The sequence below is a fragment of the Geomonas sp. genome (genome assembly GCF_056994735.1).
Genome location: NZ_JBXKJL010000102.1, coordinates 1 through 7,895 on the forward strand (window position 1 = coordinate 1; position 7,895 = coordinate 7,895).

Below are 7,895 nucleotides of genomic sequence, written 5' to 3' on the forward strand. Positions count from 1 at the left end.
TGATGGAGGGATAGCGGTTATTCTCCCAACGGGAAATGGTATCGGTGGTGACGCCGACCACGCTCGCCACGTAGAGCTGGGTAAGTTTCTTCGCTTCCCGGATATTCCTCACCCGTGACCCGTCTATAGCGAGACCTGGTACCGTCCCTTTTTCGACTTTCTCCGAAGCCTGCTCCATGGGCCGACCTCTTTCCCCATGCTGTCGATCGTTTGTTAAGTACCTGATGTCACATAGATGACGACCCGACATCGGGTGGAATTGCTATAGATGTAGATAGCCAGAGGGTACACCCGATGGTATTTATTGTCACATTTCCGGTGGTAAAAAACAAAAACCAAGGAGTAGCAAAAATGAAAAACGTGATCGCCGCAGTAGCCCTCGTCGTCTTCAGCGCAGCAGCAGTTATGGCCGCCGACACCATGACCTTCCAGGCTAAACCCGGTACAGTCGCCTTCAACCACAAGAAGCACCAGGAGATGCTGAAGGAGTGCAAGATCTGCCACGAGAAGGGGCCGGGGAAGATCGAAGGGTTCGGCAAGGACTTCGCCCACAAGACCTGCAAAGGTTGCCACACCGACAAGGGCGCAGGTCCGACCAAGTGCTCCGAGTGCCACAAGAAGTAAGACGTATCAGGAGCCACGGCAGAACGTCCTGTAATGAATTCTAGATGACCAATTAAAAAGGCGGCCCCGGCCGCCTTTTTTGTCCCTTCTTTCTGCCGGACTTCAGTGATCGTGCGCTGCCGTGACGGTCGGGCCGCAGTGTGCGCAGGTATAACGGAAAGCTCTAATGGCCGCTGTCGTTTCCATGTACCTTCCCGGCGCAGCAAGGTTTCACCTCTTCCTGAACGGGTTGAGCCGCGGCGGCCGGTGAGGGGCAGCCGAGGAGGCGGTGGAAGAGTGTCGTCCCCCTGAGCGCGGTGGTGGTCCCCAGGACGATCAGGATAATCCCCCCGGCCGTCGGTCCCCAGCTCCTGAGATGGATCCTGGTCAATCGGGTGAGGCCACCGAGGACCAGCAGCGGTACCATCGTTCCCGCGCCGAGTGCGGCCATGGTGGCCATCCCGGTGGTTACCGATGCGGACTGGAGGGCATAGGCAAGAAAGGCGACGATAATGGGGCAGGGGAGAAAGCCGGTGGCGATGCCGAGGGATAAAGCCGTCCCCGGTGAAGATCCCTTGAACAACTTTCCGCAGAAGGAAGCCAGGGAGGAGATCCCGGTGTTGCCTCGTTTGCTGGTGACAGGCAGAAGCCCCAGGAGGCTTAAGCCCATGACGATGATAACCCCTCCCGCGAGGTAGGTGAGGAGATTGCGGAACAGCACATGGTTGAAAAAGAGCGAACTGAGGAAGCCGCCGGCGTATCCGGCCAGGGCGCCGAGCAGGGTATAGGTGAAGATTCTGCCTGTCTGCCAGAGCAACTGGTTGAGGACCATTTTGTTCCGGTTCTGCTCCTGGGACAGATGGAGGACGAAGCCACCGCACATGCCGAGGCAGTGGGCGAAGGCGAGGAGGCCGCCGGCGAAGCCGATCCAGAGATGATGGGGAAGGGTGTTCATTAGGGATCCCTTTCTTGGTTAGGACTTCCCCTCAGGGGGAGGGAAGTCCGATGACATTACAGGGAATAAATGTCGAAGTTAATTATAGACAAGTGGGGGGGTATTGCCAGCTGCCCTGGACAAATTCCGGCGCTCCCGGGCGGTTGACAACGCGGCCTCAAGTCCTAGAATTCTAGGCAAATTAGAATTCATGAATGTTAATAGGAGGGGGATGTCATGGCAACGACGACCAGCGCCGCCAAAGGGCGCATCTTCCGGGGGCCGAAGCCAAACCTTTAGCCACGGAGACACGGAGAAAATCTGAGAAGACTTAAACGGATAACTACCATCGCATTTCCTGGCGATTGAGCCGGGGGGGAAACCATGAAAATCCCGATCAAGGACTTCATAGTCGAAAACGGCCAGAAGCTTTCGCTGAAGAAGCTGCCGACCCTGGTCGACCCCTTCTACGGTTCAAAGGAGCAGTACCAGGAGCTGCTGGATCAGCACATCCAGCAGCTAAGCGCGCTGCAGGCCCTCCTCTACGCAAACAACAGCTATTCTTTGCTGCTGATCTTCCAGGCGATGGACGCCGGCGGCAAGGATAGCGCTATCAAGCATGTCATGTCCGGCATCAACCCCCAGGGGTGCGAGGTCCATTCCTTCAAGCACCCCAGCGGTACCGAGCTGGAGCACGATTTCCTCTGGAGAGCCATCTCCCGGCTGCCGGAGCGGGGGCGGATCGGCATCTTCAATCGCTCGCACTATGAGGAGGTGCTGATAGTCCGGGTGCATCCGGACATCCTGCAGGCGGAGGGACTTCCCGACCGACTCGCCGACGACAAGGAGATCTGGCGGGACCGATACCGGTCGATTGTGGACTTCGAGAACCATCTTTATAGAAATGGCACCCTGGTGATAAAGTTCTTCCTCCACATATCGAAGGAAGAGCAGCGGAAGCGTTTCCTGGAGAGGATCGAGAATCCGGAAAAGAACTGGAAGCTCAGCCAGTCCGATATCGAGGAGAGGAAACTCTGGAAGGAGTACATGAGCGCCTATGAGGAGTGCCTGAGCGCGACCAGCACCAAGCATGCTCCCTGGTACGTCGTCCCGGCTGATGACAAGAGGAACACCAGGCTGATAGTCTCGCAGGTCATCCTGGAAAGCCTCGAGAAGCTCGGAATGAAATACCCGGAAACCAGCCCTGCCAGGCAGGAAGAGCTGCAGGAGATCAAGAGACAACTGCATGAACAGGAGTCGAAATAGGTAAGAAGATTGCGGACATGAAAAAGGCGGCCTGTGGCCGCCCGATCAGATTTTTTCGATTTAATGTCTCAGTAGGTTATCGTGTGATGCTTCGACCGGCGAGAAGGCCAGCTATCAGCATGATCACGGCGATCGCCAGGAACAGATAGAAGAGTAGTTTAGCGATGCCTGCTGCTGCAGTGGCAACACCGGCGAACCCAAAAAAGGCGGCGAGGATGGATATGACGAAAAATATCAGAGCCCATCGCAACATGACTGTTCACCTCCCTGTGTTCAGCCTCTTGCTACCTGCAGTATAGCACAGGGGATATTGGCTTAGATAGGGCCAGGTCGGGGGGCTGGTTCAGCTAATATGCTAGTTATTTCGATATGATATCACTGTTTAGCCGCAGTCGTGGAGTTGAATTGCCCCTACCTTCCCGCCTCAGCTTCTCTCCAGATTTTCGATGCATGTCTCCAGATCGATTCCCGGCCCCAGCACCCCTGCGAAAAGGTCCCCAAGGTGCTCGACACGCTGAAAAATGGTCCTGATGGTGAACTGGCTCGGATGCAGTCCCGGCTTCACCTCTTCCCATTTCAGGGGAGTCGAGACAGTCGCGCCCGGTTTCGGCCGGATGCTGTACGGTGCCGCCAGAGTCGCCCCCGCCTTGTTCTGCAGGAAGTCGAGATAGACTCTTTTCTGCCGCTTCTGCGGGCTGCGCAGCAGACTGGTGAAGTCGGGAACCAGACTGTGGGCGAGGGTAGCCACCACCTCGGCGAACTGCTGCGCCGTGACGTAACCGTACTTCGCACCCAGGGGGATATAGATGTGAATCCCCGTCGCACCCGAGGTCTTCGGGAAGCTCGTGGCGCCAGCCCGGTCGAGAACATCACGGACCGCGAGGGCGGCCTCGATGACCTTTTCGAAAGAGATGTCCTCGGGGTCGAGGTCAATGACGAAATAGTCGGGATTGTTGAGGTGCTGGATGCGCGACAGCCAGGGGTTGATCTCGATGCACCCCAGGTTCGCCATGTAGACCAGGGTGGCCTCGTCCTGGCAGAGGAAGAACTTGATGTTCTTGTCGACATGCTTCGAGTAGATCTCCTTGGTCGCCATCCACGGCGGCGGCAGCGCGCCCGCCTCCTTCTGGAAAAACCCGGGCTCGGCAATGCCGTGCGGAGTCCGGTACAGCGATTCCGGCCGGTCCTGCAGGTGCGGGAGGATCAGGTGGGATGCCTTCCGGTAGTAGTCGATGACATCCCCTTTGGTATAGCCTTCGTCAGGCCAGAAGACCTTGCTCAGGTTGCTGAGCTCCAGCCTCTTGCCGTCGATCACCAGGATCTTCTTCTTACCGCTTTGCTCTTCCAGATCTTCCGTCCCGGCGGTCGTCTCTTCCTTCTCTTGGGTGCCGGCGGCCTCCTCTTTTGTCGGACCACCCCCCTCTTCGGCGTTCACCTCGGTCGAGTACAGCTCTCTCACCACCTGTGAAGGGTCCTTGTCTTCCCTGAGCCCCAGGAAGATCGGCTGCCGCATGATTCCCTCGTCGGTCCATTCGGCGAACTCGACCTCGCACACCAACGCCGGTTTCACCCACGTGACCGGCATGTCGGTCTTCACCTTCTCCTTGAAAGGAGACTTTTCCTCGATGAGCGGCTCCAGCCTCGCGTACATCTCCTTCAATCCGGCGTCGTCGAAGCCGCCGCCGGTCAGGCCGATGTAGACCAGCTCATTGTTCTCGTAGACCCCCAGCACCAGCGAGCCGAGGTTTTTCCGGCTGCCGCGCGGGGCGGTAAAGCCGCAGATCACCGCCTCCTGCCGCATCCGGATCTTGATCTTGAGCCAGTCGCGGCTGCGCCTTCCGTTCAGGTACCGGCTGCTGCCGCGCTTGGCCAGAATCCCCTCCAGGCTGTTCTGCCGGGCCAGGGCGAAGAAGTCCCTGCCGTACTCGAGCACGTGGTCGCTATACCTGATATTGGGGAGATCCCGCAGCAGGCCGCGCAGCATCGCCTTCCTGGTGAGGAGGGGGAGCCCCCGCAGATCCTCGCCGTCCAGGTAGAGGAGGTCAAAGACGTAGTAGCAGATATTCCCCTCGCCGGTGCGCTGGTTGTTCTGCAGTACCTGGAACGACGATCTCCCGTTCTCGTCGAGGGCCACGACCTCTCCGTCGAAAACCGCACTTCTTCCTATGGATTCCAGGGAACTGACGATGGCGGGGAACCTCTTGTTGAAGGAGAGGTTATTGCGGGAATAGAGGGTCACGCTGCCGCCTTCCAATTCGGCGATGGCACGGTAGCCGTCCAGCTTGATCTCGAAGATCCAGTCCGGGTCGTCGAACGACTCCTCCGTGGAACTGGCCAGCATAGGCTTCACGTTGTGGGGCATCGGGGCTGCCGATCTTTTCGGCGGCGCGGGATGCGCGGAATCGGGTGGCGCCGGCGGTGCGGGAGTCTTCGCTGTGGTTGAAGGCTCTGCGGCCCTTGGAGCTCGGGCCGGGCCCGAGGTCTCGGCAGGAATTGAAGCGTTGGCACGAACCGCGGCCTCTTTACTGGCGGGAGCAGCCTTCTTCCCCTGACGGATCTCCTCGATGGTCGCATTGCTCACCACTGAACGGTCGAGGGTGGTGACGTCCTCGCCGGTTGCGTATTGGTCCTTCTTCTTGATCAGCAGCCAGGTGTTATCCTTGTCGCTCTTGATCCGTACCAGGGCGAACTCGCCTTTGAGCTTCTCCCCGTCGAGTATGAACTTCAGATCCCCCTTCCTCAGCCCCTCCCGCAACGGCCCCTCGCTCTCTCCCTTCCCGCTAACCCCGACGGCGTGGAAGGTGCCTTCGTCCCAGATGATGACCTCCCCGGCGCCGTAGTTCCCCTTGGGAATAACGCCTTCGAAGGTGCGGTACTCGTAGGGATGATCCTCCACCATCATCGCCAGCCGCTTGATGGCCGGATCAAGCGAAGGGCCCTTGGGGATGGCCCAGCTCTTGAGGACCCCATCCATCTCCAGCCTGAAGTCGTAGTGCAGATGGGAGGCTGCATGTTTGTGAACCACGAAGCGCAGGACATTGGCTGGATTGGTCTCACCGGGCGGGGGTTCAGGAGTCTTACTGAGGTCTCTCTTGCGCTTGTATTCATCGAGGCTCATCGTGAATCTCCTCCTATGACAGTCTATCATACCTTCACTTCAGCCCGCCAAAGCCGCTATGAAAGGCCATCGCCGGGCGCAGACACTATCTTTTTGACGGTGTTGAATGCGGGGAGATGTTTGACAAAAGGAGAGGTATGGTTAAATTATTAGGTCGTGTCAATCTTGCAGGCTGGATAGCTCTGCCCTGTACCAAAGGTGCAGACCTTCCGGTGAGAAAAATAAAGAACCCTGCGGGGAATTGAAAAGGAGAGGGTAAATGAAAGTACAGGATATCAAGGAGATGGCTCAGAGAATGGACATAGCGCCCGGGAAGATGAAGAAGAGCGAACTGATCAGGGTGATCCAGCGCAAAGAGGGAAATCAGGAGTGCTTCGATACCGGCAAGGCGGCCCGCTGCGGCCAAAAGAAGTGCCTGTGGGCGGAGGATTGCAAGTAAGCGGCGCGACTATCCGATCCGGTCCCAAGGAGTATTGCCATGGAACACGACTACACGGCATACGAGTATCTCCCCGAGTGCAAAGTGGGGTGCGGCAAGATCACTGGTTGGCTGCACAGCAGGGAGATTGCCAAGGAAGCCGCCGAAAACCACGAGCACCAGAAGGGCCACGAGTGGAGGATTATTGGGCGAATGAAGGAATAACTGTTTGAAAAAAAGGAATTTTTGCTGATGCGTTGTAAAAAGCATCCCCTGTGCTAACCTTACAAAAATTTAATTCTGGAGGTAGCTACATGAACAGAGACGACATTCTCAATCAACTGGAGAAGCTCATTCATTTGGACGTGGATGCCACCCATGCCTACGACCAGGCCATCAAGAACGTGAACGAGCAGGTGATAAAGGACAAGCTGATCCAGTTCCAGGCGGACCACCGCAAGCACATAGACCTCTTGTCGGCCAAGGTGCTGGAGCTGGGCGGAACCCCCCCTGAGCTCACCTCAGACTTCAAAGGGTTCATCATCTCCGGCTTCACTGCGCTGCGCAGCCTGACCGGGACCAAAGGTGCCCTGGAAGCCATGGAAACCAACGAGCGTCTTACCACCTCCAAGTACGAGGAAGCCTCCAAAATGGATTTCCCGGTGGACATCACCTCCATCATCCAGCAGAACTACGCGGACGAGCAGCGCCACCTGGCCTTCATCCGCGAAGCCCTCCAGACCGTGGGGCGTACCTAAAGAGAGCGGAAGCAAGGGGGGCTGTCGGCATCACAGCCGGCACAACCAGCATGAACAAGGGCTTGGATCCTACAGGGTTCAGGCCCTTGTTCGTGCCTGGGGCAACGCTTCCGCCCTTCACAGTCCACGAACACTGCACACCGACGATGAGTGACGAATCGGGTGCCTCGCGTCCCCCCTTTAGCGAAGGGGGGGCAGGGGGGATTTGCTTTTCCAAGAATGTTGCCCCAAGCGCTCCAACCGGGTCCTTCAGCTTGCGTGCTTCGACAAGCTCAGCACGAATGGAACCACACTGCTCCGTGTGATGCCTGCGGATTCACCGGCGCGCAGCCCAGCGGGTTTCCTCGTCTGCCGGTCACCCATCCTCTCCCGGCCCTTCCAGCAGTGTGCTCCGCACTCGCGGTCGGCGCCAGGCCTCGGCCTCCACGATGACCTTCTTGGTTCCGCTCTTCATATCTCCCTGAACCTTTCGAGGAGCTGAGGGGGTGCGTCTCCTTGGAAACCTGTACCAGATATCGCACGGCCAACTATTGTCAAAGGGCAGGCAAACGCTATTGCCTCAGCTATCCTCATGCTTCCAAATCATCAGAGAAATGTTGCTGAGACTGTTGATTTCTCTCACTTCCATGCAGGGATAGCGACACCCCTCCCGTCGTTGACATGGGTGGCTGATAAAGTATCTTTAACAAATGTTTCTGGCTGCCGCTGCAAAGATATAGCCGGTATCTGAGAGAGCAGCTATGCAAGCGGGAGGTGGTTTTATGGCATCTTCGTGGGGGGGCGACCTCGGCGCGAATG

At 57.7% G+C, this 7,895-nt stretch carries 9 protein-coding genes; 5 read left to right on the forward strand and 4 right to left on the reverse strand.

The annotated features are described in order from the left end of the window. The coding region (locus AC11W3_RS04715; protein ID WP_484092579.1) for a helix-turn-helix transcriptional regulator at positions 1-178 on the reverse strand (178 nt) is incomplete at its 3' end. A 173-nt stretch (positions 179-351) separates the two neighbouring features. Here AC11W3_RS04715 and AC11W3_RS04720 point away from each other — a divergent pair. Next, positions 352-624 carry a cytochrome c7 gene (locus AC11W3_RS04720; protein ID WP_484091760.1) on the forward strand — a complete coding sequence of 91 codons (273 nt, stop codon included), beginning with the start codon at positions 352-354 and terminating at the stop codon, positions 622-624. A gap of 163 nt (positions 625-787) precedes the next feature. Here AC11W3_RS04720 and AC11W3_RS04725 read toward each other — a convergent pair whose 3' ends face one another. After that, positions 788-1,558: a sulfite exporter TauE/SafE family protein gene (locus AC11W3_RS04725; RefSeq protein ID WP_484091759.1), complete on the reverse strand. Its 771-nt coding sequence runs from the start codon at positions 1,556-1,558 to the stop codon at positions 788-790. A gap of 363 nt (positions 1,559-1,921) precedes the next feature. Here AC11W3_RS04725 and AC11W3_RS04730 point away from each other — a divergent pair, with 363 nt between their 5' ends. Next, positions 1,922-2,803 (forward strand): ADP-polyphosphate phosphotransferase, encoded by an 882-nt coding sequence (locus AC11W3_RS04730; protein WP_484092577.1) that lies wholly within the window; start codon positions 1,922-1,924, stop codon positions 2,801-2,803. Positions 2,804-2,879: 76 nt separating this feature from the next. Here the strand turns inward: AC11W3_RS04730 and AC11W3_RS04735 are convergent, their stop codons facing one another. Beyond that, positions 2,880-3,056 carry a DUF1328 domain-containing protein gene (locus AC11W3_RS04735; protein ID WP_484091757.1) on the reverse strand — a complete coding sequence of 59 codons (177 nt, stop codon included), beginning with the start codon at positions 3,054-3,056 and terminating at the stop codon, positions 2,880-2,882. A gap of 171 nt (positions 3,057-3,227) precedes the next feature. After that, the gene (gene ligD, locus AC11W3_RS04740) at positions 3,228-5,921 is read right to left on the reverse strand and encodes a DNA ligase D (protein ID WP_484092578.1); all 2,694 of its coding nucleotides are present in this window, start codon (positions 5,919-5,921) and stop codon (positions 3,228-3,230) included. A gap of 259 nt (positions 5,922-6,180) precedes the next feature. Between ligD and AC11W3_RS04745 the strand changes: the two genes are divergently transcribed. From AC11W3_RS04745 to AC11W3_RS04755, 3 genes are all read left to right on the forward strand, one after another. Next, positions 6,181-6,360, forward strand: a complete 180-nt coding sequence (locus tag AC11W3_RS04745; RefSeq protein WP_484091755.1) for an SAP domain-containing protein — start codon at positions 6,181-6,183, stop codon at positions 6,358-6,360. Between the two features lie 39 nt (positions 6,361-6,399). Further along, entirely contained in the window at positions 6,400-6,564 is a 165-nt protein-coding gene (locus AC11W3_RS04750; protein WP_484091754.1) for a hypothetical protein, read from the forward strand. A gap of 89 nt (positions 6,565-6,653) precedes the next feature. After that, entirely contained in the window at positions 6,654-7,097 is a 444-nt protein-coding gene (locus AC11W3_RS04755; RefSeq protein WP_484091753.1) for a DUF2383 domain-containing protein, read from the forward strand. The last annotated feature ends 798 nt before the right edge of the window (positions 7,098-7,895 follow it).